The sequence below is a fragment of the Vreelandella azerica genome (genome assembly GCF_013112225.1).
Lineage (GTDB): Bacteria > Pseudomonadota > Gammaproteobacteria > Pseudomonadales > Halomonadaceae > Vreelandella > Vreelandella azerica.
On the sequence record NZ_JABFHI010000004.1, the window covers coordinates 273,981 to 299,625 of the forward strand.

The window sequence follows — 25,645 nt, forward strand, 5'->3', positions numbered from 1 at the left end:
TGCAAAAACGTGCACAAGCTGATTGACCGCTGCACGCCTGAAAAAATGCGCTTACCCTACCCCAGGCCATGCAGAAGCGCCAGCCTTGAACAACGTTAAACCAGCGGACACTTGCCTGACAACTTCAGCTAGACACTAGACTGCCAAACGCCAAACGGCAACCTTCGAAAAATTTGATGTATACAAAAACGCCCCAGCCATTTTGCCGGGGCGTTGAGTTAACCACTCAATCAGCGCTTGCGCGATTGACCACGGGTAGTGGTCTTATTGGCAGCGGGGGCCTTTTTTGCTTGCGTTTTTACAGGCTCTTTTGGCTCAGGCGTAGCCGCTGGCTTGGCAGTCGTTTCAGCGTTTTCCGCCTTGGCGGGCGCTTGCTCTGCTTTTACTTCAGCTTCAGGGGCTGGCTGAACTGGCGCGGACTCAACCGGAGCTGACTTAACGGGTACTTCAACCAGTGTTTCAGGGCGCGCCTGATCAAACAACGCCTTGACTTGCTCAAAACGTTCTGATGAGTGTTCCGACAAATCGCCGCTGGCGGCCAGTACATGATCCAGATGGTCAATATGCGCATCAATCTGGGCATTGCTCTGACCAGCCAGTAGTTGCGGCAGGGTAGCAAGGGCTTCTTCACGATCCAGCTTGAGAATAAAGAACTGCTCACGTACCAGTTTCTTGAACTCATCCAGCGAGCTGCCCGGCTCAAGCTCAGCGCGTGACGCCCGCAGACGCTTGAAGTTACGCTCATCCGTGGCTGGCGAACCGCCGAGCACGTAAATAACCGCGCGCATTACCGCTTCGTGCTCACCACCATGAGCAATCCGCTCGCGCAGCTCTTCACGGCGCTGCTGGATAAAGCGACGATGTTCAGGCTCTGCGCCTGGACGACGACGATGAACATGGGCATCGCCATAGAGACCAACGGCGGCCTGCAGCAGAGGCTGGCCATAAACATCCAGGAAAATGCGCTCAAGCGAACTATCACGCAGATCACGCACGGCGTTCAGATTAGACACGATCTGCTCGGAAACAATGCCTTCCATGGATTTAAACAGGTTATCGTGGCCTACCTGATGACGGTTAGCGCGCACCGCATCCGCCATGACTGGCAAAGGAACGGTCAGAGGGTTACGATCCGACATTAATCGGTAGCCCAGGCGGATCGGGTGCATGCGCCGTATCCAGCGGGCCATTTCAGGCGTATTAAGCGCTTGAATCCAGGGCTGAACCGCCAAACGGTAAATGCCCAGATTAATCTCTGATACGCGCGCAACGGTCGCGAAACGACGATCATCTTCGGCGATGGGATTGACTTCCTGATCAAGCTCATCAAAGTTGCGCGTCTCGAATTCGAGCAGATACTCACGCTCGATCAGCTCAGCATCTGGCCGTTCGGAAGCGCGGGTAATCTTGGTTTCATAGAGCCCAGGCGGCATCACATCGATGTAATCCATGTTAGCCGTGAACTCGGAATGCTCCTTGCGGGAAACACTACCAGAGACAAAGATGCCCAGATGGCCCGTGGTATCGTGCAGGCAGTAGACAATGGTCTGGTCGTTGGCAATGATGTCCTCTTCGCCTTCATACAGATCACGAATCCAGCCAAGCGCCTGGGGCGGCGGCGTAATATCGTCACCACGCGAACAGAACACCACGACCGGCGAGCGGACATTGCGTAAGTCAACGCGACGCCCATCACGGGTCACCAGCTGAGCGGTCGACAGACGGTTACCGACAAACAGGTTATCCACGATGTACTGGATTTCTTCGCCACCCAGCACCACGTGGCCGCCCCACCAGCGTTCAAATTCCAGATAACGTTCGGCTTCGTTATCGATGTTATCAAACAGGTGATACTGCTTTTTCCAGTAGGTATTGGCCGGGTTCAGGCGTTCGAAGTTTTGCACCAGCCAGGCACCGTCAAACAGACCGTTACCAATATCACTGGTCAAGGCAGTCACCCAACTGCCGCCGGTAATCCCGCCGGTATAACGCATCGGCGCCTTGCCACGCTCACCTGCCCAGTAAGAAAGCGGTGCACCCGCAATCAGGATGGGGCCAAACACGTCAGGCTCCAGCGCTGCCGCCATCATGATCTGCCAGCCCGCCTGACAGTTACCCACCACCATCGGCTTTTCACAGGTATCCGGATGCAGAGAACTTACATGGCGCAGAAAAGCGATTTCCGCTTCGACAACGTCTTCAACCGTCTGCCCTGGCTCCGGGAAAGGCAGAAAGCCGATAAAGTAGCAAGGGTGTCCAGCGCGCATGGCAACACCCAGCTCGCTGTCAGGCTTAAAACCGCCAATGCCCGGGCCGTGGCCGGCACGGGGGTCGACGACCACAAAGGGACGCTTCAGCTCGTCAATTTCGACGCCTTCCGGCGGCAGAACGCGCATTAATTCATAGTTGGTAGGATGCTCGAGCTCACGACCATCCATGACAACTTCGGTTTTAAAGCCAAGCACATTGGGCTTGGTTTGCTCCATATGCTCAAGGTATTGATTACCCCGTTGGCGCATCACATCCCAGTAGAGAATGCTGCGCTCCAGGCCGTCGCGCCAGTAGTCAAGTGCAGCGCGGCCAAAACCGAAGGGGTCACACAGGGTCATCATCGCTTGGGTTCCGGCATTTAACGGAAAGTCGGCGATGGCGCCATCATTGCCAGTTGGCGCTGATGGCATAAAAGGGTTGGCGAGAAAGTTCATGGATTCTCCCTTGGGCCAGCATGAGTGCCATGGCCCTAAATCGTTTTATGCTGCAACGCAATATAGTGTAATTCACACAGCCCTCAACGTCGATGAAGAAAGCTACTTTATCGCTGCCAATGTTGTGATTGTTCACTTTTAACGCTGTTCCAGCCGGAAAACCAAGGCATCAGACAGAGAAACAGGATTTGATCATGACAATATTCGCCGCTGTTGTTAATCATCCTTTATAGCGCTACCTTACAATGACGTAACGATATCCCGCTTTCTGCCAAATATGTTACATTGAGCCTTATAGACTTCTGTCGACATTGACCCATATTCCCGAGCGGTTAAAGAGGCCAGATAATGACCGCTCTCGCCATAGCAGAGGCGCTTTATTATGAGCAATCACCCCTCGCAGCGTATTTCCAGCGGCGAAAAATTCCGTAATGAACATGGCATGGCCGTCATCAAGGACGGCATCAAACAAAGCAAGCAAGTACCAGAAACACCGTCTACCTTACCTGAGCGTAAACCTGCCTGGCTGCGCGCCAAAATGCCCGGCGGCGGACGTTTTGAAGCCGTCAAGAAAAACGTCAAGTCGCATGGGTTAAGCACCGTATGCGCTGAGTCCCACTGCCCCAACATGGGTGAATGCTGGAGCAATGGCACGGCAACCATCATGCTGATGGGCTCTGTTTGTACACGGGCATGCCGCTTCTGTGCCGTCGATACAGGCAACCCCAAAGGCTGGCTGGATCATGATGAGCCTGAGAATACGGCTAAGTCGGTTGAACTGATGGGGCTACGCTATGTGGTGCTTACCTCGGTGGACCGGGACGATCTTGACGATGGCGGCGCCTCCCATTATGCGGCCTGCATACAAGCCATCAAGCGCCATACGCCTGAGGTGGTCGTAGAAGCCTTGACACCGGATTTTGACGCTGAACCCAAAGCGATTGAGCGGGTGGTTGATTCAGGCTTGCAGGTGTTTGCCCAGAACGTCGAGACCGTTGAGCGGCTGACGCAAAGGGTTCGCGACCCTCGTGCTGGCTATCGCAAGACGCTGGACGTTCTGGCCCACGCCAAGCGCTATCGTCCTGATATCATCACCAAGACCAGCCTGATGCTGGGGCTGGGCGAAACCAAGGAAGAAATCCTCAAGACCTTTGACGACCTGCGCGAGATTGGCGTCGATATCGTGACGCTCGGTCAGTACTTGCGCCCCACCAAGAATCACCTGCCGGTTGAACGCTACGTAACTCCGGAAGAATTTGAAGAGCTGCGTCAGCTTGGGCTTGAAAAGGGCTTCATGGAAGTGCCTTCCGGCCCTCTGGTGCGCTCCAGCTATCGCGCTGACCGGGTATTCGAGAAAAACAACCTTGGCTTGGCAACGCCTGCCAAAGTGCCTGGCCTGGCAGAAGAAGACAACAATCTTATTCCGGCTTTCAACGTCGGCTAGCCGGGTTTTTACGGCTTTGGCGTTAACCGACGCTGAAGCCGTGCTGCCAAGGCCTCTGCAAGCTCTCTGCCCACAGAGTCACAGCTAATTTGGCGTTCAACCAGATCAGCCAGATTAGTCATCTGCATGCCAGCATAGCCGCAGGGGTTAATGCGCTCAAACGATGACAGGTCAGCCTCCACATTGAGTGCTACGCCGTGAAAGCTGCCTCCCCTTCGGATGCGCAGACCCAAAGATGCGATTTTGGCCTCGCCCGTTGCGGTGGTGACATAGACACCTGGGGCATCCGGCTTGGCGTTGGCACTTACCCCATAGTTTTCCAGGACATCAATTACCGCGTTTTCAATCGCGCTTACCAGATCTCTTACTCCAACCCCGCCCGGCGCACGTCTAAGAGCGGATACAACACGACTTGCCCAGGGCCATGGTAGGTCACCTGCCCACCACGGTCTGTATGCACCACAGGAATATTGCCTGGCATCAAAAGATGCTCAGGTTTACCGGCGCGCCCTTGGGTGAAAACAGGCTCATGTTCCACCAGCCAGAACTGATCGGGCGTTTCAGCGTCACGGGTATCCGTCAGCGAACGCATGGCTTCCCAGACGGGCAGATAGGGACGCATCCCCAACAGGTGTAACTCAATGGACTGTTTATCCATCACAGCACCATATGCACGCGGCCAGTGGCCTTAAGGTCGACAAATAGCCGCTTGATCTGCTCCTCGCTGGTAGCCTGAATCGTCAGCCGGACGGATTGAAAACGGCCATTGCGGCTATCCACCACGACCACTGTACTGGCATCAAATGCCGGCGAGTGAGTTACCACCACCTGACACACGGCTGCTGCAAAGTCGTCGGCCGCATCACCCACCACCTTGATAGGATAATCACAGGGGAAGGTAATTTTGGCTGCCGAAGGGTCATTAGCCACCGGCTGACGCATATCCCGAAACGTTTTTTTACCACTTGATTTCATCGCAACATCCAAACGGTTTATCAACAAAAACGACCTGGAGTTTCCAGGCCGTTCAGCTTACCAGAGGGAACCCTCCGGTGAGAAAAAGTCACTTACTGGCGGCTAGTCCAGAAACCCACTGATCAAGCCGCTAAAGAAACGCCGCACCTGATCCAGTAGACGCTTGAACAGGCCGCCCTCTTCAACGTCTTCCAGCGCAACTAGGGTGCGCGCTCCCACCACGTCTTCACCAAGCACTATTTCCAACTGACCCACCTGATCACCTTTTGAGATGGGGGCCATCAGATCACGATTCAAGTTCAGTCTGGCACGTAATTCTTCGTTACGGTTGCGCGGCAGGGTGACATGGACTTCATCGCCGACACCCGCGCTGACTTCGTTGCTGGCGCCGCCCCATATACGCGGCGAAGCCAGCACTTCATCCTGCTCATAGATCGGCAGCGTTTCGTAAAACCGATAACCGTAGCTGAGCAGTTTCTGAGTTTCCTGAGCGCGGGCTTCCTCAGAGTTGGTACCCATCACCACTGACACCAGACGCATACCATCACGCTCAGCTGACGCCACCAGCCCATAACCCGCCTCAGAGGTCCAGCCGGTTTTCAGGCCATCCACGGTTGGGTCGCGCCACAGCAGACGGTTACGGTTAGGCTGATCAATTCCACCAAAGGAGAAGGAGCGCTGAGAGTAAATCGCATAGTGTTCAGGATAGTCATTGATAATGTACTGGGCGAGCAGCGCCATGTCCCGTGCACTTGAATAATGATTTTCGCCCGGAAGCCCGGTTGGGTTTTCAAAATTGGTGTTATGCATGCCCAAGCGAGTGGCATGTTGGTTCATCAGATCCGCAAAAGGCACTTCTCCACCGGCCAGATGCTCTGCCATGGCCACACTGGCATCGTTACCTGAGACAATGATGATACCGTGGAGTAGATCATCTACCGACACCTGGGTACCCACCTCAATAAACATCTTGGAGCCACCTGTACGCCAGGCCTTTTCGCTGATATTGACCATATCGTTGGGCTTGATGGTGCCGCGATCCAGTTCGCGCTCAACCAGATAAGCCGTCATCAGCTTGGTTAGGCTTGCAGGCGGCAGCTGCTCATCCGGTTTATGTGCTGCCAATACGTGGCCGCTATTGGCGTCCATCAGAATCCACGACTTGGCAGCCAGCTGGGGCGGTGAGGGAATAATCGTCTGAGGCTGGGGAATCGCCTGGGCATTGGCGGTTACTGCCAACACTGTGGTCATCACGCCTGCGCCAACAATAAGACTTGCGCGTCTTAATCGCAGAGAACGCGAAAACCTGCGACCAAGACGTGATAGATCCGGCAGTGGTACCTTTTTAAACAGCGTTGAAATCGTCTTCATAACTAAAAATATCTCATTAAAATCATTGGCCTCATAAGAGGCATACAAAGGTACAATGTACTTTATTGCTACTTTACAATCTGGATTACTTTACAATAAATGCTTGCGGGTAGCCCGCTTGACGTAGCGTCTCACGCAGCGCCAACTCTTCCCGCTGGTGGCCTACCGGACCCACCTGGACACGATAGACGCCGCCGTCATCAGCTATCCTGACGTTCTGATCAAGGCGACTCTGCAACTGACGCTTCAGCTGTGTCGCACTGCCTCGGTCACTCAGGGCAGCCACCTGTAAGTATCCTGATGAATTGGTACGCCTATCTGTTGTGTCACTTGCCGGTAGCTGAGCCGTGTTGATTGACGAATGTCCTGCCCAGCCTTGCGGGTCGATCGCCTCGACTCTTACCCGCCCTGTCCCGGCCTCGGTAAAACCAAGTTGATAGGCCGCGGCATAGGAAAGGTCAATTTCGCGTTCGCTATGAAAAGGCCCCCTGTCGTTGATGCGGACGATCACCGAACTGCCGTTCTCCAGACTGGTTACCCTGGCAAAGGTGGGCAAAGGCAGCGAGCGGTGGGCGGCCGACATTTTATACATATCGTAGATTTCACCATTGGACGTAGCATAGCCATGAAATTTTTCGCCATACCAGGAAGCCATCCCTTCTTTCACGTACCCTCTGGCATCCGGCAGCACACGGTAGGTTTCTCCCCATACTTCATAGGTTGGACGATTGCCAGCGCGGGAAAGCGGTTCGACTCTCGGTTCAGCATTCGGCACCTGGGATACATCTGGCGGGTCAAGCGGATAGGCATCAGCACTGATGGCATAACGCCCGCCGCCCGTCAGCTCGGGTGGCTCAGCGGTAGCGGGAGCTGGTGGTGGCACCTTACTGGCACAACCCGTTAGCAGCAGGGCAAATGCCATAGCCCCAGGTACCAGCCAAGCTGAAAGATTCGCCTTACAACCAGGAGTAGTGGCTTGCTTACTCATTGGACATCCTTTTCACTCGCCATAGTGTCACTTTTTGTTATCTTCAGATTACTGATGTCTTCCACTGCCGCCTTTTTCGCAATGGCTTGTGCCAACTCGGTAACTGCCATTGCATAAAGATGACTATGGTTATAACGCATGATTACGTAGAAGTTAAAGCTACCCAACCGATAATCCTGCACGTCTTCACTTATATCCAGATACAGCGGAACCACCCGTCGCTCAGGGTCGGACATAAAAGCTTCAGCCCCTTCCCCTTGGGGGTTATACCCGCCTCCATTACCTCGTTCAAGGTCAGGGTGGGCGTACTGGACTGATTGAACTCAAGCGTTTCAGGCGGGCTTTGCGGCCCTTCAGCCTGCTGATAGATTGGCTCTCCGGCTTGCCATCTATGCTCAGCAAAGTAGTTGGCAACACTACCAATGGCATCTATCGGGTTATTCCACAGATCACGAATGCCGTCCTGATCGAAATCCACCGCATACGCCTGATAGCTAGTGGGTATGAACTGAGGGTAGCCCATCGCTCCAGCATATGAACCTCTTAGTTCAGCCGGATCAACACCTTGCTCATAGGCAATTCTCAGCATGGCGGCGAGTTCGCCACGAAAGAAGCGTCCACGAGTAGGATGGTGAAACCCCAGGGTGGCGAGCGAATCAAGTACCGGGTGTTTGCCTTTAAAGCGCCCATAGTAGGTTTCCACCCCAATAATGGCGGTAATGATTTCTGCAGGCACACCGAACTGCTCAGTAGCGCGCTCCAAGGTTGGTAAGTGCAGGCGCATAAAATCAGCGCCCTGCTCGATACGCTCATCTTTCAGGAAGATATTGCGATACTCGTGCCATACTAGGCGACGCTCGGCAGCACCTTCCATAGCATCCAGCACCTCTCGGCGGTAAAACGTCCGCGCCAGAACATCGTATAGCCACTCTTGTGACAGCCCCTGTGCCATCAGTTCAGATACCAGGACTGCCGTATCAGGATGGTGGTCAGGATGAAAACTCACCCCCTCAGGCTCACTGGCTGCGACACTGGACAAACTTTTCCCCCATCAGTAGCATCAGCATAATGGCGCGCCGAAAGCCTCCCTTGGCCCTTATCATCAATGCGACTCCTTTAGAGATTACGTTGTATGCATTAACGCGGCAGAAGCCTGCGATGCGAATGAATGGACATCAGAATACCAAAACCCGCCAGCAGGGTAACGCTGGATGTGCCGCCATAACTAACCAGCGGCAAAGGCACTCCAACTACAGGCAGAATCCCGCTGACCATACCAACATTAACAAAGACATAAATAAAAAAGGTCAGAATGATACTGCCTGCCACCAGACGCCCAAAAGTGTCCTGGGAAGCTCCCGCCAACCATAGGCCACGGGAGACAATCAGAAAGTACAGCATCAGGGTCAGCAGCATGCCTACCAGGCCAAACTCTTCCCCCAGCACGGCAATGATAAAGTCAGTATGACGCTCAGGCAGAAACTCCAGCTGTGACTGAGTTCCCTGTAGCCAACCTTTCCCCCATACCCCGCCGCTGCCAATCGCAGTGGTCGACTGGATGATATTCCAACCGGCCCCTAAAGGATCAGAATCCGGGTTTAGAAAGGTCAGCACCCGCTGGCGCTGATAATTATGCAGGCTCATCCACAAAAACGGCAGTGCCGAAGCCAACAAAGCAGCGGCAAAAGCAATCAGGCGCCAGGAAAGTCCCGCAAGCAGAACCACAATCACAGCGGCACTGGCCACCAGCAAAGAGGTACCCAGGTCCGGCTGTGTCGCAATCAACACCACCGGTATACCGATGATGATAGCGCAGACCACAATATCGCGCAGACGCGGAGGCAACTGGCAGCGATTCAGATAGGCAGCCACCATCAGTGGAACAGCCAGTTTCATCATTTCTGACGGTTGAAAGCGTATCACTCCAGGAATCACCAGCCAACGCTGAGCGCCCATCCCCATATCACCGAAAAACTCCACGGCCAGCAGCATCATTACCCCAACCAGATACGCAGCGGGCGCCCAGCGTAAAAAGGTCGTCGGTGAAAACTGGGCAATCACCAGCATCCCGACCAGCGCCACAATAAAGCGGATACCCTGAGCGTAAACGACGTCAATGCGCTGACCGGAGGCGCTATACAGCACCACCAGGCCAGAGGTCATCAACACCAGCAGCAATCCGACCAGCACCGGGTCAATATGAATTTTCTCCCAGAAACTTTTACGCCGCGCGATCCCACTGTCAGGTGGCCTAACGGGGTAGCGTCGCAAAGGACGTGTCAGCTGTTGCCAGGGCATGCATTAGTATCCTTTATCCATCAAGGTTGGCGTCATCCTGCTCCAGGATCTCGCGCACCTCGTCAACGTCAGGTGTCTCATCTTCCAGCAACCAGGCATCGGTCATGGCACGGGCAAGATGCGCGGCATGGGTGCTGCCACCGCCAGCGTTTTCAACAATCACCGACACCGCAATCTGAGGAGTTTCCAAGGGCGCAAAGGCCATGAACAGGGCGTGATCGCGCAAGCGCTCTTCCAATTCTTCAGCGTCATAACGCTGATCCTGGCCAAGCGAGAACACCTGAGCTGTACCGGACTTACCCCCATTCGATAGTCAAGCCCTACGCCCGTGCGACGCGCCGTACCTTCACGCCCCGTCAACACTTTTTCCATACCTTGAAATACATCATCCCACCAGCTGTCACTAGTAAGCTCTATATCAGCAGGCGTCTCAGGTAGCACTTCAGGTAGAGGTGTATCGCCGATCATACGCGCCAGGTGCGGCTTAACCCATTTACCGCGATTAGCCAATGTTGCCGTTGCCGCGGCCAGCTGTAGCGGCGTGATCTGCCAATAGCCTTGCCCTATACCGACCGAGAGGGTTTCTCCTGGGTACCAGGGTTGATTGTAGCGTGCCTGCTTCCACTCACGGGAAGGCATCAAGGCGTCACTTTCACCCTGTACATCATGGGCAACGCGCTGACCAAATCCAAAGGCGCTCATCTGTTCATGCAGGCGATCAATGCCCAACTCATGGGCAAGCGAGTAATAGTAGGTGTTATTCGAGACCGCAATCGAACGCTCAAGATCCACCCGCCCATGCCCCCAGCGTAGCCAGTTACGGTAGCGCCGTGAGTCATTGGGCAGCTGGTAGTAGCCCGGATCGTTAATGGTGGTACTGGGCGTGCGAATCCCTTCACGCAGCCCGGCCAGAGCCAGAAAAGGCTTGATCGTCGAACCGGGCGGATAATGTCCGCGGATGGCGCGGTTAAATAGCGGCAAATCTAGATCCTGCTGAAGACCACGATAGTTCTCAACGCTGATGCCGGTGACAAATTGATTGCTGTCAAACCCCGGCACGGACACCATCGCCAGAATATCGCCGCTGGCTGGCTCAATGGCGACGATGGAACCTCGTCGGCCGTCCAGCAGTTCATAAGCCAGCATCTGTAGCTCTTTATCAATCGTCAACGTCAGGTTTTTCCAGGAACAGGGTCGTTCTTGCCCAGCTCGCGCAACACACGCCCACGGGCATTGGTTTCCACTTTGCGTAAGCCTGCCTCACCATGCAGCTCAGTTTCGTAAAAGCGCTCCACCCCAGTCTTGCCGATAAAGTGCGTGCCAGCATAGCTACCAGGGTCAAGGGATTTAAGTTCGTCAGCATTGATGCGCCCAACATAACCCAGCGCATGCGCCATGATTTCTGCGTCGGGATAATAGCGCAACAGCTGAGCTTCAACTTCGACCCCCGGCAAACGGTGTCGATTGACTGAAACCCTGGCAATTTGGGTCTCAGTCAGATCACTCATCAATAGCGCTGGCTGATAAGGCCGCTGGCGCTGGCGCGAGCGTTGCTTGAACGCCTCAACCTCCCCATCCGGCAAGGCCAATAACTCGATCAGAAAGCTCAAGGTTTCATCCAGGTCATCGACGCGTTCACGCACAAGGGTGAGGTTATAGGTAGGGCGGTTTTCAGCCAGCATTTCACCATTGCGGTCAAATATCAGCCCACGGGTAGGTGGCAGTGGCTCTACGCGCACCCGATTATTTTCCGAACGAGTACTGTAAAGGTCATGCTGAACAACCTGAAGATAGCCCAGACGCCCCATCAAGAGACCCGTCAGCACAATGACAACCAAGATAGCGAGGAAGGCGCGTACCCGGAAAATCTGTAGCTCAGTCTCACTGTTTTTCAATGTCTCGGGGCGCTGCGGCATTAGGCAACCAGTTTCTCACTTAACCGGCAGCGGCGATCAACAATGGAGCTTTATCCAAACGCCATTTCCTTAACGCCACTGCCTGTTGTATTTAATGATTAAGTATTTAACGATGATAAGGGTGACCAACAAGTAGCGTCCAGGCACGGTAAAGCTGCTCAGCCAACATGATACGCACCAGCGGGTGAGGTAATGTGAGGGGTGAAAGCGACCAAGCGGCATCTGCCTGTGCCGAAAGTACAGGGTCTAATCCATCCGGCCCTCCCACCAACAGCACGACATCCTTACCCTGCATTCGCCACTGGTCAGCTTCACTGGCCAGCTGCGGCGTCGACCAGGCCTTGCCCTTGACTTCCAGTGCCACCAGGTATTCATCGCCTTTAAGTCTGGCTTTGATACGTTCTGCTTCCTGCAATCGCGCCTTGGTCACATCGGCATTCTTACCACGCTGGCCCAGCGCTATTTCTTCAATCTCCAGGCTGAAATCGCGAGGCAGGCGTTTGCGATATGTTTCAACACCTTCTTCTACCCAGGCTGGCATCTTGTTGCCTACCGCCAGCATGCGTAGTTTCATAAATCCGTTACCTGCCCGTCCATACGTTCGCGCAGCATATCGTGGGCCAGTGCACTGTCAGCTGGCAAATCTGCCCACAGGCGTTCCAGGTCGTATAAGGCGCGGGCTTCCGGCAACATGACATGAACAACAACATCACCCAGATCGACAAGCACCCAATCGGCGTTGGCTCCGCCTTCAACACCGCGCGGCTGCAGCCCCTGCTCCTTGGCTTTTTCCACCAGATTCTGCGCCAGCGCGGAAACATGACGGGTAGACGTACCGCTGGCGATAATCATCAGATCCGTTACATCGGTCAGCTTCGCTACATCCAGGTGGGTAATATCACGGGCTTTGAGTTCTTCAAGTGCATCGACGGCGAGTGTTTTCAGTGTTTCAATTTGCATGACGTCTAATTGCCAACCCCTTTGGTTGCGATAGTAGTGAGCATAAAATTTCAATAAATACCTTTCAGCCGGCCATTGTAACGGCTATTCGTATGACTGCCAGCGCTTATTGAAACCCGTCACACAAATTAAAATGTATACAGCTGCCGAGCATGAATCTGCTCTTCAACGGCTTCAGGCAGTAAATAACGAACGCTGCTATGCTCGGCAAGGCGCTGGCGAATATGCGTGGCAGAAATACCCATTGGCGTCGGCAGCGTCAAAGCCAGAAGCTTGCCTTTTGGCTCTTCCATCATTGACGCCACACTATCGACTTCACGCAGACCAATCAGTTCCTTAAGCGCTGCCGAACGGTCGGGCTGATATCCCGGACGAGCCATCACCACCACATGGGCAAGCGCAAAAAGTTGCTCTGGCTGGTGCCAATTCGCCAGGCGCAAGAACGCATCCTGGCCCAGCACCATGACAAGGCGCGCCGTATCCCCGTATTCCTCGCGCAGCTCCGCCAACGTCAAGGTCGAGTACGAAGGGCCTTGTCTGCGCAACTCGCGGCCATCGGCTATCAGGCCGGGCGTGTCTTTTACGCCAGCCTCCAGAAGCGCCAGCCTGTCCTGCGCCGATATTTGCGGCTGGCCGCGCAAGGGTGGCTGGGGTGCTGGAATCATATGCAGCTTGTCGAGGTGCAAACATTCGGAAATTTCAACGGCGCTACGTAAATGCCCCAGATGAACGGGGTCGAAGGTGCCACCAAACATCCCCACCCGCAGCGGTGCCTCACTCATTGGCGTACCTGGCCATCGCCGAGCACCACATATTTCTGGGTAGTCAAACCTTCCAGCCCTACTGGCCCACGCACGTGAAGCTTGTCGGTGGAAATGCCGATTTCGGCTCCCAGGCCATACTCAAAACCATCAGCAAAACGGGTGGAGGCATTAACGATCACCGAGCTTGAATCCACACTGGCCATAAAGTGGCGCGCAAGGTGATAGTTTTCCGTCACGATGGCATCCGTGTGATGAGAGCCGAAGCGTTCGATGTGAGTGATCGCCTCGTCAATACCGTCCACAACCTTGATAGCCAGCACCGGAGCCAGGTATTCGGTTGACCAGTCCTCTTCGCTTGCTGCGACAGCGTCAGGCAATATATTGCAGGTTCGCGCGCAGCCGCGTAGCTCAACCTGGTGTTCGCCATAGGCGCTGGCCAGATGCGGCAGCAAGGCGTCCGCAATCGGCGCATCCAGCAACAGGGTTTCCATGGTGTTGCAGGTGCCATAGCGATGGGTTTTGGCGTTAACAGCGATTGCCAGCGCTTTTTCAAGGTCGGCACTGGCATCAATGTAAACATGGCAGATGCCGTCTAGATGCTTGATCACCGGCACTCGCGCTTCCCGAGAGATTCGTTCAATCAATGACTTGCCACCCCGTGGAATAATCACATCCACAAATTCAGGCATACTGATCAACTCGCCCACCGCCGCGCGATCAGTGGTAGCCACCACCTGGACGCTGCCAGCGGGTAACCCTGCATCGCGTAAACCTGCCTGAATACATTCATTCAAGGCAGCGTTAGACGCACTGGCTTCCGAACCGCCACGCAAGATACAAGCATTACCTGATTTAAGGCACAGGCTGGCCGCTTCCAGGGTGACATTGGGGCGCGACTCATAAATGATCCCGATCACACCCAAGGGAACACGCATCTTGCCCACTTGTATACCGCTGGGTCGCGCGCGTAGACCGTCGATTTCGCCGACGGGGTCAGGCAAGGCAGCCACCTGACGCAGACCTTCGATCATGGCATCCACACGCGCATTGTTAAGTGCCAGCCGGTCAAGTAAGGCAGCATCCAGGCCGTTTTCCTGGCCGCGGCGCAGATCGTCTGCGTTGGCTTCCAGCACACGGCTACGGCCACTTTCTAGGTGCTGAGCCATTGCCAGCAAGGCGCTGTTTTTCTGCTGCGTATCAGCACGACGCGTGATACGGGCGGCATCACGCGCAGCGACGCCCACTGCCTGCATATAAGCGCTGATATCCTCGCCAGCGGCTGACATTCTTTCCGGGCTGAGGGTGATATCGTTCATGGTGTCTCCAATGTTACCTATTTTAAATTCTCTGCTTAAATGCCGTTTAAAGTTGGCATATCATGTGCTTTGATCGCATCAGACGGCACGACGTTATGTCATGCTCACAATACACTGACAATATACTGGCTTGAAACAATGACAGATCATTGTACAAGGCGTATCATAATCAAAGAAAACTTAGACTGGCCTGCCATTAAAACAGCTTTAATAAGATTCTTACATTACACATACGTAAAGATGATATGTACAAATATTAAGGCACCATGCGAAACAAATACAAAGTAAACATGCTGCGCGCCAACCTGCTAGCAGCAGCAGTTGGGCTAGCGTTATTTACGCCAGAGTCTACACTTGACGCACTAGTAGTTGTCTGGGTGGCTATAGGCTGGCTGTTTACAACTGCCCTGCTGCTTGATTTTAGCCACAGGCGAACCATTAACATTCCCTGGCAGCTGATTCCGGGTGCATTAATTACAGCATTGTTGGCGACAATGCCCGAAAGCAGCAGCATGCTAATATGGGCCTGGGTCGCAGTCTTCATGTTGCCACAAAGCAATTATGTAATTGCACTGAATGCCTTACTTGCTGCCATCAGCCTGTTTTTGCTCGCACCTTATCTGCCCTTTCCTGATCAATGGCTGATGTTTGCAGCTCTGTTGATGATGTGCGTACTGTCTGTGGCTCGTGCCCGCCAATTGAATACCATCAATGGCGCCATTCGCCAGCGTGCTCAGTTGGTGCCCGGGATGAGAATCTGGGCCAAAGAGCAACTTGCACGGGATTTGTCACGTGAACAGACCCGCTGCAAACGCGAAGGCATCCACGCTGAACTGATTATCTTGCAGGTCAAGCGCCATCAGCTTTGGCATACCGCCCATCGACTTTGTCAGACAACCTACCATTTCGAAAATGTCTACCGCCTTAACAGCAGGATGCTAGCGACGTTGACTTTATCACGCAGTTCCAGTGAAGGCCTTAAACGACGTCAGCACCTGATTCAGACAATTTCCGACAAAAGCGCCTGCCATTATATTGAGATATCAGATATTGAAATTACAGAGCTGAACCTGGATAACTTTATCAAGGAAAAACAAGCCTTGTTCCCATTGGAGTCCTCGTGATCGATCCTCATATCTCTCATCGGTTGATGACGATTACCCATGTCTCTAGCCTGTTTTTAATGATCACTTACACCACATGGTTGTATGTAATTGGCTATTATAGCTTTTTTTTCATGCCGGCTTTTCTGACACTGCTAGCACTCTCTGCTTTGCTAATGCATATCGGGCAAGGGATCAACCCCTATATACCTCGACTACTATTGCTTGGCTGCCTCTACCTGGTAGTTGGCCAGGCGGCTTTCCAGTCCTCCAGCGACACCTCACCTCTATGGTTCGGGCTGCCCATTGCGGTATCGATGATTTTCCTACCGCTTATTCCAGCACTGGCCCTGAATATACTCCTATTGCCTATCTGGTGGTGGCTGTTGACACAATCGGGCGACATGGAAGATTGGAAGAATATCCTCACGCTCCTACTGTTACTTGCATTACCGCGCTGGGAGCACCTGCGTCGTCAGGCTTTGCTGTTTGCCACAGACCCTAACGACAGCGAGTGTAACGCCTACCAGAGTGATGCTTTGAAAGAGCGTCTACGCAATGAATACCAAAGATCCAGCATCCTCGGTAATCGTCTGGCGGTATTGGTGATACATCTGCCGCAATTTGATATGGCAGGAGAACAGTTTGGACGCAAAGCCCAGCTCACTTTGCTGGAAACATTATGCAATGAAGTGAATGATAGCTGCCGCGACCACGACTTATTGGGGCGAGCCAGCCAGGCGACCTTCTGGCTGGTACTGCCAGACACCTCAGAGAGCGGCGCCTTACTGGTACGTGAGCGCTTAAAGCACAGCCTGTCCTGCTGCGTGCTGGTTGAAACAGGCCAGTTGGTTGCCGATATCGTCGCTTATTTACCCAGACACCAGGAGGTTTTCCATTTGTTTATACAGCGTCTGGAAGAACGCAGCCACGCCATTGCCAAGTCATTGCCAGAGACGTAAGCCAGTTCTCCTTTTTTACGAGTGTTAGCGTTATCATCCTCAACCTCAATGGCTGAGGAACTATCCAGATATGGATTTTATACAGCAGTTAAATCCGTCACCTATGATGCTGATGTTATTGGTTGGCATTATTGCGCTGCTGGAATCCTTGGCGCTGGTAGGGCTCTTGGTACCTGGCGTCGTACTGATCACCGCAGCAAGCTCGCTGGCAGGCCATCAGGAAGTTGCCATTTCCTGGATGTTGGCGACGGCTTTTATCGGTGCCATAAGCGGCGACATGATCAGTTTCAGGCTCGGTTACTGGGAAAACGGTCGTGTACTCAAGCGCTGGCCGCTTTCACAGCACCCTGATTGGGTGATACGCGGCCAGCGGTTTTTTGACCGCTATGGCGTTTATTCGGTTTTTATTGGCCGCTTCATCGGCCCCATCAGACCCATTATTCCTTTGGTTGCAGGCATGATGCGTATGCCACCCGTCGCTTTTCTGGGTGCAAATGTCAGTTCCGCACTGCTTTGGGCGCCCGCCTACACACTACCTGGTTACTGGCTGGGCCATACCTGGCAACAGCGCCTGGCGATGCCCGCTGGGCTGGAAATGGCGCTGTTCACACTGGCAGCCAGCATTGTGCTGCTTGCAGTATTTTTCTCCTGGGGCCGCCTGCAGGCAGGCCGGCAAGGGGCTGTGTACCGCTGGTTATTACTCGCTGTAAGACGCCTCCCGCTGCTCAGACGCCCCTGGTTGGCCATGAGCCAGTATGGCGAGGTGCCGGTGGCCACCTTGTTGCTGCTGGTACTCAGTGTAGGCGGGCTATCCGCCTGGACACTCTGGGTCATGATGCAACAAGGCCCTACCCCGCTGGATGTGTCTGCACAACGGCTTTTCAACTGGCTACGTAATGATACCCTTACGGCACTGTCATCCATCCTGGCACGAGTTGGCGATTTGTATGGACTTTGCGCCCTGTTAGCGCCTTGGGGCATCTGGATGCTGGTCAAACGCTATTGGGCGTTGCTGGGCCACTGGTTGGCCGCCATCTTGGGCATTGCGCTACTGAATATTTTTGGCAAGGCATTGATAGGGCGTGAGCGGCCATTTACCAATGAACAGTTGGCAGATTCCATGGCCTACCCCAGCGCCCATACATCCAGCACTGTGGTGATCGTCGGGTTGGCAGCAGCGTTTGGTGCCGCCCGACTTGGACGCTCCCAGCGGGTATGGGTGTACTGGGCCGCGATAGCAACAGTGCTACCTATGGCGCTTTCACGCCTGGTACTGGGCGTTCACTGGTTGACGGATCTGGTCGGCGGCGCTCTCTTGGGTTTGATGGTATGCGCCCTGGTACGGTTAAACTGGCAGCAGCGACCACATGCAGAAGTCTGGTTGCCTTGGCAATGGTTAATCCTTGCCTCTGGTGTCCTGCTGTTAGCGCGTATGATCTGGCTGCCCGCCGCCTGACATCAGCCAAGAGCCAGCCATAACCCAACCCCCACCATCAAGGTGCCCGCAATGCGGTTCATCAAACGCACATTGCCGCTCTTGCCCAGCACTCGGCGCAGGGTTTTACCGCCGGTGGCGTAAATCAGCATACTGGCGAGCTCAATGCTCAGAATCACACTGATCAAGACGCTTAACTGAACTATCAGAGGGCGACTGCTATCCAGAAACGGTGGCAGTAACACCATAAAAAACGCCCACCCCTTGGGGTTGGCCACCGCGGTTAAAAGCCCTGAACAGCAAGCTGTAAGCGACCTACCGGCGGCCCCGCCTCAAGCTCGGAAGGAATTGCCATACGCCCACGAGAGCGCCACATCATTATCCCTAGATACCCCAGGTAAGCGCCGCCTAGCCACTTGAACAAGGCAAACATCTCGGGATGCTTGAGCATCAGTGCCGCCACGCCAGCGCCCGCCGCCACGGCGACCAGGCCGACACCAAGCAGCTCTCCCGCCATCATCCATAAGGCTCGCTTCACCCCCTGGGTCATCCCCAGCACCATGGCAAGGGTCATGCACATGCCCGGCGTTAGCGAGACAAACAGAAAAGTCGGCACAAACACAGACAGCGTTGCCCATGAAAGCATGAGTGGGGTTCCTTGCATCAATAGCGAATGGTTCGCAAGCAGTCAGGCTGACGGCTCGCCCCAGCGCGGCATCAGATTATGGCTGATTTGCAGCTGATTAAGGATTCGCGCAACGATAAAGTCAATCAGGTCGTCAATACAGGTTGGCTGATGATAAAAGCCAGGTGCCGCCGGTAGTATCACTACGCCCATGCGGCTCAGGGTCAGCATATGTTCAAGATGAATCGGGGAGAACGGCGTTTCCCGGGGCACCATGACCAAGGTGCGGCGCTCCTTGATGGCCACGTCTGCAGCCCGCTCAATCAGGTTATTACTCGCGCCGGTAGCCACTGAGGAAAGTGTTCCCGTGGAGCACGGGCAGATTACCATGGCCGATGGCGCGCCAGACCCAGAGGCAACCGGCGCCATCCAGTCCTCGCGACCAAAGCAGCGAATCTGGCCGGGCTGGGCACCGCTGCGCTCGATTAGCGCCTCAGCCAGACGCTGGGGTTGTGCCGGTAATGAAATCTCCGTTTCGGTGGCAATCACCATATGTGCCGCCTTGGAAATCATCACCCAGACTTCATGCCCAGCAGCGGCCAGCACGTCAATCAGCCGCAGGCCATACTGCGCGCCTGACGCGCCGGTCAGTGCCACCGTTATCGGCGGTTTAAAACTTGTTGCCTGATTCAAGAAAACACTCCTGCAAGAAATAGATTCAGCACAGTGATAGTTTCAGGTTGACCAACGAGCCTTCAAGGCTTTCAGCAAGCGCTCATGAATGCCGCCAAAACCACCGTTAGACATCACCACAATTCGATCCAGCGGGGCGGCTTCAGACACTACCGCCTGTACCAGCTCATCCATATGATCACACAGGGTTGTGCGTTCGCCCTGAGGTTCAATCAATGCCTGCATAGACCAGTCAATACTGGCTGGCTGATACCAGAAGACATGATCTGCTGCGGCAACGCTGTCATTCAAATGCGCCTTCAAGGCCCCCAGACGCATGGTATTGGAGCGCGGCTCAATCACCGCCAAGAGACGCCCTCTGGGGGTCGCTGCGCGTAACCCGCCAAGCGTCGCCGCTATAGCTGTCGGGTGATGGGCAAAATCGTCGATGACCTGAATGCCATTGACCTCGCCACGCACCTCCTGGCGACGCTTGGGGCTTTCAAAGCGTGAAAGTGCGGCACAACTGCGCGCCAGATCAGCCCCGCAGGCGTGAGCGGCTGCCAGAGCACCCAGTGCATTGCGAGCGTTATATTCACCATTCAGCAGCCAATCGACAATCGCATCTTCATCGCCACCGGACGTGCGGTGAATCACCTGAAAACGGCTGGCATCGTCGCGCTCCAGCACCAGCTGCCAGTCACTTTGCGCATGAGTACCGAAATGCACCACCGGCGTCCAGGCTCCATGCTCTAACACACGCTGCAGCGCGGGCTGGTCATCCGCCACCAACAGTTTTCCCTTACCGGGCACGGTTCTTACCAGATGGTGAAACTGCCGTTCAATCGCTGCCAGATCAGGGAAGATATCGGCATGATCAAACTCAAGATTATTCAGCAGCGCAATATCCGGACGGTAATGGACAAACTTGGAGCGCTTGTCGAAAAACGCCGTATCGTATTCGTCTGCTTCCACTACAAAGGGCGCATCAGCTTCACCCAGCCGAGCGGAAACACCGAAGTTACGCGGCACACCGCCAATCAGAAAGCCTGGTTTCAGCCCGCTGCTTTCCAGCAACCAGGCCAGCAGGCTGGCGGTTGTGGTCTTGCCGTGAGTACCCGCGACGGCAATCACCTTACGCCCCTGGAGAACATACTCAGCCAGCCATTGGGCGCCTGATGTATAGGGCAGGCCACTATTCAGAAGCGCCTCCACCTCAGCATTGCCGCGTGAGAGTGCGTTGCCTACCACCACCAGGTCAGGCGCAGGTGACAGGTTCTCTGCTCGGTAGCCTTCCTGTAACGCAATACCCGCCGCTTCCAGCTGTGTACTCATGGGGGATACACATTGGCATCCGAGCCACTCACTGTGTAGCCAAGCTCTCGCGCCAACAGCGCCAGGCTACCCATGAAAGTCCCGCAAATCCCTATAATATGCAGATGCATCGCGCCTTGTTTCCTCTGATAATGGCTCTGGTAAGATAATATGCCAGTAGCTGCCCACAGGGCTGGCGGAATACCATAGGGCTGGCGGAACAACCCAGCGGCAACGCCTGCCAATGCCTTGTGTGACAACCACATAACAACGTTCAGCCTAGCATGGAAGCGGGCGAGTCTCACCTGGATTAGGCGCATCAATGTGACAATACACAAGGATTGATGCAGGATGCGCCTGGAGCGTTTATCCACTCCTGATCATTCAACCCCTGAACACCTACCCTGGAGTTAAATCATGCGTATCGTCTTGCGCTATTTTTTCCGTACTCTGCGTATTCTGCTGGCGCCTTTCATGATCGTGGCTGAAAAGCTATCGACCCCGAAATCCGTTGAGCGCAGCCCTGAAGCACAGGCCGAGGTGGACAAGGCGTGTGAAAAACTCGCGCTCTATCAGTTTCGCACCTGCCCTTTCTGCATCAAGGTACGCAAGCAAATAGCGCGCCTGGGGCTGAACATTGAGGTACGTGACTCGCAGCTTGATCCTCAGCACAAGCAGGATCTGTTAGAGGGTGGTGGCAAGGTCAAGGTACCCTGCCTGCAGATCCAGCAGAATGACGGCAGCGTAAAGTGGCTGTATGAATCCGATGATATTAATGCCTATTTGCAGGAACGGTTTGGCTAGCACTTCACTTGATAGCATTGGATCAAAAAGTTATCACCACCTCCTTAATAATCAAACATGCGTTGGGTCACAAGGCTCGTCTTTAGTCTAATGTGCAAGAGCAGCGGCACCCGAACTATCGGGTCTATTCATAAGTTGAATAAGCCCTGTCATTATTTCGATTGTGAACGCGGGGTGCCGCTCTCTAATGTTAAGTTCATCGCTCGCAATGAGTGGACAGTATTAATAACAAGCTCCAGGGAGCTCATGGCAACAGTGAGAGACGCACAACACCCTGGAAATTATTGGCTAGACAATTCGGGAACGACTATGACGCTCAATGCTGTTTCGACAAAGAAGACCTTCAAAAAAACGCTACTGGCTTCTCTGGTAGGCGCTTCCATGGCGGGAGCGGCACTGCTGCCAATGACCGCCAGCGCTGAAACATTGCGTATGGCTTACGATGCTGACCCGGTGTCTCTGGATATTCATGAGCAGCTTTCCGGCGGTATCCTCCAGCTTTCGCATATGACACATGATCCTCTGGTACGCTGGACGCAATCATTGGATTTCGAGCCTCGCCTGGCGACCGAATGGGAGCAGGTGGATGACACCACTATGCGCATGTCACTGCGTGAGGGCGTCGAGTTCCATAGCGGCAACCCCTTCACTGCCAACGATGTCGCCTGGACCATTGAACGATTGAAACAGAGCCCTGATTTTAAAGCGATTTTTGAGCCTATCGAAAGCGTTGAGGTCATCGACGATTACACTGTCGAAATCAATACAAAAGAGCCGTACCCGCTGTTGTTGAATCTGGCGACCTATGTCTTTCCCATGGATAGCGAGTTCTATTCCGGCAACGATGAAGACGGCGATCCGAAAGATGAAATCGTCAAAAACGGCAACTCCTATGCCTCACGCAATGTATCGGGCACTGGCCCCTACACCGTCACCGACCGCCAACAGGGCGTGCGTACCCAGTTCACTCGCAACCCCAATTACTGGGATAGCGAATCGCCTGGTAACGTTGACAACATCATACTGACGCCGATCAGCGAGAATGCCACGCGTGTTGCCGCGCTGCTTTCCGGCGATGTCGACTTCATTGCGCCGGTACCGCCCAATGATCTGGATAGGGTTCGTGAGAGCGACGACACCCAGCTGGTGACAATGTCCGGCACACGCATCATCTTTTTCCACATGAACCAGGAGCGTGTCGAGGCTTTCCAAGATCAGCGTGTGCGTGAAGCATTTGCCTATGCCGTTAACCAAGAAGGGATTGCCGATCGCTTGATGAAAGGCTTCGCCACACCGGCGGCACAGTTCTCTCCAGAAGGTTATGCCGGGCATGTCGCCGATCTGGAACCCCGCTATGACCTTGAGCGTGCGCAAGAACTCATGGCGGAAGCAGGCTATGCCGACGGTTTCGATATCACCATGATGGCGCCTAACAACCGCTACGTGAATGATGCCAAAATTGCCCAGGCAGTCGCGGCCATGCTGGCCCGCATCAACGTCAACGTTGACCTGAAAACCATGCCTAAGGCGCAGTACTGGGGCGAGTTTGACGACCGCGCCGCCGACATGATGATGATTGGCTGGCATGCTGATACCGAAGATAGCGCTAACTTCCACGAATATCTGACAGCCTGCCAGGACGCGGACAGCGGTGCCGGCCAGTACAACGCGGGTAACTTCTGTAATCCCGAACTGGATGCACTGATTGCTGCCGCGAACGTTGAAGTTGATCGCGAGCAGCGTGCTGAAATGCTTCAGCAGGTTGAACAGACGCTTTATGATCAAGCCGCTATCCTTCCGCTCCACTGGCAGGATCTGGCCTGGGCATCGTCAAACCGGGTCGACATTGAGCCTGTTCTCAATGTGATGAACTTCCCCTATCTGGGTGATCTGGTCGTAGAGCCTTCCGAGTAACGCTAACAGCGAGTTAATCGGCTTACTCAACGCGTGCGCGCTGAAACGGAAGTTTCAGCGCGCTGTTCACCTGTTTCCACGGAACCATCCCCATGATCGCCTTCCTGGTCAAGCGCCTTTTCCATGCGCTGCTGGTGATGTTTGTCATCAGCATTATCGCCTTTGCCATACAAGATAACCTCGGCGACCCGATCCAACAAATGGTCGGTCAGTCGGTACCAGAAAGTGAACGCGAGGCCCTACGCGAAGAGCTTGGGCTCAACGATCCCATGCTGGTTCAGTACGCCCGCTTTGCCGTGAATGCGGCACAGTTTGACTTTGGTTATTCGTATGTCTTCAACCAACCCACTACAGAAGTTATTGCACGTCACCTTCCGGCAACCCTGGAGCTTGTTGCTGCCTCAACGTTTCTGATTATCGTCTTCTCGGTGCCTATCGGCGTTTATAGCGCAATCAAGCCGCGCGCCCTGCTCACACGGTTTTTCATGAGCATATCTATTGTGGGTATTTCAATTCCGGTCTTCCTGACCGCCATCATGCTTATACAGCTATTTGCCATTGGTGTTAGTTGGACGCCTTTTCCCGTCGACACCTCTTGGGGCAACTGGCTTAACGAGCTGATTTCCACCGAGGGTGGCATGCCCGCCTATGGGCGCGGTGACCCGGTCACTGTGTTTGGCACCTGGGATACCAACTTTGCCAGTTTTAAAGGGCTGAGCTATCTCGTCCTGCCCGCCATTTCACTGGCGTCCATCATGCTACCGCTGTTTATTCGCCTGATTCGTGCCGAGATGCTAGAAGTCCTGCAATCAGATTACGTCAAGTTTGCACGGGCCAAAGGCATTTCCATGCGCCGCATCTATTTTCTGCATGCCCTGAAAAACACCATGCTTCCTGTGATCACCGTGGGTGGGGTTCAGATCGGCACCCTTGTGGCTTACACCATTCTGACCGAAACCGTTTTTCAATGGCCAGGGATGGGATTGATGTTTCTTGATGCCATTGAGCGCTCCGACATTCCACTGATTGTGACCTATCTGATGATCGTGGGTCTTATTTTCGTTATCACCAACACGATTGTCGACTTGATCTACGGACTGGTGAATCCCACCGTTAAACTGACTGGAAAGCCCTCATGAATGAAACATCCACAAGGCTTCCCAGCCGCTGGGAACGCTTCCGCGACTCTTATCTGTTTTACAGTTTCAAGCGTGATGTCATCGCTCAAGTCAGTCTCGCGGTCTTTATTTTGCTGGTCGCCGTGGCCTTGCTGGCTCCCTGGCTTTCGCCGATGAACCCTTACGACCTGGCGCAGATCGATATTCTGGCCTCGGAACTCCCCCCTTCTGGGTATCAGGAAGTGATGCCCAGTACCTACTCGGCACTGATGCTCAGGGTCGTGACATGCTTTCCACCATTCTTTATGGTGCCCGCGTATCACTGATCATCGGGTTTGGCGCTGTCGCCCTGCAGGCCCTGCTTGGGGTGGTATTTGGCCTGATGGCCGGCTACCTGGGCGGACGCATTGATGCCTTCCTGATGCGTCTGGCGGATATCCAACTGTCGTTTTCCACCCTTATGGTCGCCATCATTGTCGGTGCGCTGGTGAAAGCCGTTTTCGGTAGCGCGACGTTCAGTGCTTACGCCGTGCCGCTGCTGGTATTGATTATCGGCCTGGCAGAATGGCCGCAATATGCACGTACCGTGCGCGCCTCGGTGCTGGCTGAAAAAAACAAGGAATACGTGGATGCCGCCCGCGTCATGGGACTATCCAGCAAACGCATCATGTTCCGCCATGTGCTGCCCAACACGCTGTCACCGATTTTCGTTATTTCCACGGTGCAGATTGCCAATGCAATTATTTCCGAGGCGGCTCTGTCGTTTCTGGGTCTGGGGATGCCAGAAACCCACCCGTCACTCGGTTCGCTGATCAAGGCAGGCTTTGATTATATCCAGTCCGGTTCCTGGTGGATCACCCTGATTCCCGGTGCTGTGCTGGTCATACTGGTGCTGTCGATCAATCTACTCGGTGACTGGCTGCGCGATGTCATGAATCCACGACTCTATAAAGGCTGAAGA

Annotated in this window: 19 protein-coding genes and 5 pseudogenes; 8 read left to right on the top strand and 16 right to left on the bottom strand. The window is 54.3% G+C overall.

All coding sequences use genetic code 11. The features are described 5' to 3' along the window. Window positions 1-230 precede the first annotated feature (230 nt). A complete protein-coding gene (locus tag HLB35_RS11385) occupies window positions 231-2,612 on the bottom strand; it encodes a DUF3141 domain-containing protein (RefSeq protein WP_422822454.1) in 2,382 nt (793 codons plus the stop codon). Window positions 2,613-3,087: 475 nt separating this feature from the next. On the opposite strand from HLB35_RS11385, the gene lipA reads away from it, so the two are divergent. Then, window positions 3,088-4,149 carry a lipoyl synthase gene (lipA, locus tag HLB35_RS11390; RefSeq protein ID WP_171702665.1) on the top strand — a complete coding sequence of 354 codons (1,062 nt, stop codon included), beginning with the start codon at window positions 3,088-3,090 and terminating at the stop codon, window positions 4,147-4,149. 8 nt (window positions 4,150-4,157) lie between these two features. On the opposite strand, the pseudogene lipB reads toward lipA, so the two are convergent. From lipB to HLB35_RS11445, 12 genes and pseudogenes are all read right to left on the bottom strand, one after another. After that, a pseudogene (gene lipB / locus HLB35_RS11395) lies at window positions 4,158-4,807 on the bottom strand (lipoyl(octanoyl) transferase LipB). After that, window positions 4,807-5,124 (bottom strand): HP0495 family protein, encoded by a 318-nt coding sequence (locus tag HLB35_RS11400; RefSeq protein ID WP_171702666.1) that lies wholly within the window; start codon window positions 5,122-5,124, stop codon window positions 4,807-4,809. Before HLB35_RS11400 ends, lipB begins: the two are co-directional and overlap by 1 nt. Before the next feature lie 102 nt (window positions 5,125-5,226). Beyond that, window positions 5,227-6,375 (bottom strand): D-alanyl-D-alanine carboxypeptidase family protein, encoded by a 1,149-nt coding sequence (locus HLB35_RS11405; protein WP_171702667.1) that lies wholly within the window; start codon window positions 6,373-6,375, stop codon window positions 5,227-5,229. Window positions 6,376-6,580: 205 nt separating this feature from the next. After that, window positions 6,581-7,483 (bottom strand): septal ring lytic transglycosylase RlpA family protein, encoded by a 903-nt coding sequence (locus tag HLB35_RS11410; protein ID WP_216601500.1) that lies wholly within the window; start codon window positions 7,481-7,483, stop codon window positions 6,581-6,583. Then, the gene (locus HLB35_RS18445; protein WP_328731674.1) at window positions 7,480-7,719 is read right to left on the bottom strand and encodes a lytic murein transglycosylase; all 240 of its coding nucleotides are present in this window, start codon (window positions 7,717-7,719) and stop codon (window positions 7,480-7,482) included. Before HLB35_RS18445 ends, HLB35_RS11410 begins: the two co-directional genes overlap by 4 nt. Continuing rightward, the gene (locus tag HLB35_RS11415) at window positions 7,674-8,522 is read right to left on the bottom strand and encodes a lytic murein transglycosylase (protein ID WP_328731676.1); all 849 of its coding nucleotides are present in this window, start codon (window positions 8,520-8,522) and stop codon (window positions 7,674-7,676) included. The genes HLB35_RS18445 and HLB35_RS11415 overlap by 46 nt, the downstream gene beginning before the upstream one ends. 98 nt (window positions 8,523-8,620) lie before the next feature. Continuing rightward, window positions 8,621-9,781, bottom strand: a complete 1,161-nt coding sequence (gene rodA / locus HLB35_RS11420; protein WP_171702668.1) for a rod shape-determining protein RodA — start codon at window positions 9,779-9,781, stop codon at window positions 8,621-8,623. Between the two features lie 13 nt (window positions 9,782-9,794). Continuing rightward, window positions 9,795-11,697: pseudogene (mrdA, locus tag HLB35_RS11425) on the bottom strand (penicillin-binding protein 2). Window positions 11,698-11,803: 106 nt separating this feature from the next. After that, complete coding sequence (gene rlmH / locus HLB35_RS11430; RefSeq protein ID WP_171702669.1) at window positions 11,804-12,271, bottom strand: 23S rRNA (pseudouridine(1915)-N(3))-methyltransferase RlmH; 468 nt, start codon at window positions 12,269-12,271, stop codon at window positions 11,804-11,806. Beyond that, the gene (rsfS, locus tag HLB35_RS11435) at window positions 12,268-12,657 is read right to left on the bottom strand and encodes a ribosome silencing factor (protein ID WP_171702670.1); all 390 of its coding nucleotides are present in this window, start codon (window positions 12,655-12,657) and stop codon (window positions 12,268-12,270) included. The genes rlmH and rsfS overlap by 4 nt, the downstream gene beginning before the upstream one ends. 128 nt (window positions 12,658-12,785) lie before the next feature. Then, complete coding sequence (gene nadD, locus HLB35_RS11440; RefSeq protein ID WP_171702671.1) at window positions 12,786-13,439, bottom strand: nicotinate-nucleotide adenylyltransferase; 654 nt, start codon at window positions 13,437-13,439, stop codon at window positions 12,786-12,788. Next, the gene (locus tag HLB35_RS11445) at window positions 13,436-14,737 is read right to left on the bottom strand and encodes a glutamate-5-semialdehyde dehydrogenase (protein WP_171702672.1); all 1,302 of its coding nucleotides are present in this window, start codon (window positions 14,735-14,737) and stop codon (window positions 13,436-13,438) included. Before HLB35_RS11445 ends, nadD begins: the two co-directional genes overlap by 4 nt. Before the next feature lie 512 nt (window positions 14,738-15,249). Between HLB35_RS11445 and HLB35_RS11450 the strand changes: the two genes are divergently transcribed. The 3 genes from HLB35_RS11450 to HLB35_RS11460 all read left to right on the top strand — a co-directional run bounded on the left by HLB35_RS11450 (window position 15,250) and on the right by HLB35_RS11460 (window position 18,258). Further along, a complete protein-coding gene (locus tag HLB35_RS11450; RefSeq protein ID WP_235937144.1) occupies window positions 15,250-15,861 on the top strand; it encodes a hypothetical protein in 612 nt (203 codons plus the stop codon). A 113-nt stretch (window positions 15,862-15,974) separates the two neighbouring features. After that, a complete protein-coding gene (locus HLB35_RS11455; protein ID WP_235937145.1) occupies window positions 15,975-16,802 on the top strand; it encodes a diguanylate cyclase domain-containing protein in 828 nt (275 codons plus the stop codon). 70 nt (window positions 16,803-16,872) lie between these two features. Beyond that, on the top strand, window positions 16,873-18,258 hold the full coding sequence (locus tag HLB35_RS11460; protein WP_171702674.1) for a bifunctional DedA family/phosphatase PAP2 family protein: 1,386 nt from the start codon (window positions 16,873-16,875) through the stop codon (window positions 18,256-18,258). Between the two features lie 2 nt (window positions 18,259-18,260). On the opposite strand, the pseudogene HLB35_RS11465 reads toward HLB35_RS11460, so the two are convergent. The 3 genes and pseudogenes from HLB35_RS11465 to mpl form a co-directional block, all read right to left on the bottom strand. Next, window positions 18,261-18,883 (bottom strand): annotated as a pseudogene (locus HLB35_RS11465) (LysE family translocator). 42 nt (window positions 18,884-18,925) lie between these two features. Further along, the gene (locus tag HLB35_RS11470; protein WP_171702675.1) at window positions 18,926-19,555 is read right to left on the bottom strand and encodes a flavin prenyltransferase UbiX; all 630 of its coding nucleotides are present in this window, start codon (window positions 19,553-19,555) and stop codon (window positions 18,926-18,928) included. Between the two features lie 42 nt (window positions 19,556-19,597). Next, window positions 19,598-20,979 (bottom strand): annotated as a pseudogene (mpl, locus tag HLB35_RS11475) (UDP-N-acetylmuramate:L-alanyl-gamma-D-glutamyl-meso-diaminopimelate ligase). Window positions 20,980-21,265: 286 nt separating this feature from the next. Here mpl and HLB35_RS11480 point away from each other — a divergent pair. From HLB35_RS11480 to HLB35_RS11495, 4 genes and pseudogenes are all read left to right on the top strand, one after another. Beyond that, window positions 21,266-21,652 carry a glutaredoxin family protein gene (locus HLB35_RS11480; RefSeq protein ID WP_171702676.1) on the top strand — a complete coding sequence of 129 codons (387 nt, stop codon included), beginning with the start codon at window positions 21,266-21,268 and terminating at the stop codon, window positions 21,650-21,652. A 309-nt stretch (window positions 21,653-21,961) separates the two neighbouring features. Beyond that, window positions 21,962-23,566: an ABC transporter substrate-binding protein gene (locus HLB35_RS11485; RefSeq protein WP_171702677.1), complete on the top strand. Its 1,605-nt coding sequence runs from the start codon at window positions 21,962-21,964 to the stop codon at window positions 23,564-23,566. 92 nt (window positions 23,567-23,658) lie between these two features. Continuing rightward, the gene (locus tag HLB35_RS11490) at window positions 23,659-24,705 is read left to right on the top strand and encodes an ABC transporter permease (protein WP_171702678.1); all 1,047 of its coding nucleotides are present in this window, start codon (window positions 23,659-23,661) and stop codon (window positions 24,703-24,705) included. Further along, a pseudogene (locus HLB35_RS11495) lies at window positions 24,702-25,642 on the top strand (ABC transporter permease). The gene HLB35_RS11490 and the pseudogene HLB35_RS11495 overlap by 4 nt, the downstream one beginning before the upstream one ends. Window positions 25,643-25,645 lie beyond the last annotated feature (3 nt).